Origin of the sequence: Bacillus cereus group sp. BfR-BA-01441 (assembly GCF_022663075.1) — a bacterium.
Classification (GTDB): domain Bacteria; phylum Bacillota; class Bacilli; order Bacillales; family Bacillaceae_G; genus Bacillus_A; species Bacillus_A cereus.
This window is the reverse complement of sequence record NZ_JAKUEU010000233.1, coordinates 1-670: the sequence shown is the minus strand read 5'-3', so window position 1 is coordinate 670 and position 670 is coordinate 1. Positions and strand designations below refer to the sequence as shown.

Below are 670 nucleotides of genomic sequence, written 5' to 3'. Positions count from 1 at the left end.
AGTGCAAGGAGCAACCGGCCCACAAGGTCCACAAGGAATACAGGGAATACAAGGTGTGCAAGGGATAACGGGAGCAACTGGAGCACAAGGAGCAACTGGAATTCAAGGGATACAAGGGGAAATAGGAGCAACCGGTCCAGAGGGGCCCCAAGGAGTGCAAGGAATACAAGGGGCGATTGGTCCAACAGGTCCGATGGGCGCACAAGGAGTGCAGGGAATACAAGGGATTCAAGGAGCAACAGGTGCACAAGGAGTGCAAGGACCACAAGGAATTCAAGGAGTGCAAGGTCCGACGGGAGCAACAGGAGATACGGGGGCAACCGGAGCGACGGGAGAAGGAACTACCGGTCCAACAGGAGTAACCGGTCCAACAGGGGTGACAGGCCCGTCAGGAGGACCAGCAGGACCGACGGGCCCAACGGGGCCATCAGGTCCGGCAGGAGTGACAGGCCCATCAGGTGGACCACCTGGCCCGACAGGAGCAACAGGTGCGACAGGAGTAACAGGAGATACCGGGGCGACAGGCTCAACTGGAGTGACAGGAGCGACAGGAGCAACGGGAGCAACCGGAGTGACGGGTTTACAGGGCCCGCAAGGAATCCAAGGTGTTCAAGGAGAGATAGGTCCAACCGGTCCACAGGGTATTCAAGGTCCCCAAGGAATCCAAGGA

Annotated in this window: 1 pseudogene; it reads left to right on the top strand. The window is 58.7% G+C overall.

Features of this window, described 5'->3' with window-relative positions:
- Positions 1 to 670 (top strand): annotated as a pseudogene (locus tag MR107_RS30220) (collagen-like protein); the annotation flags it as partial.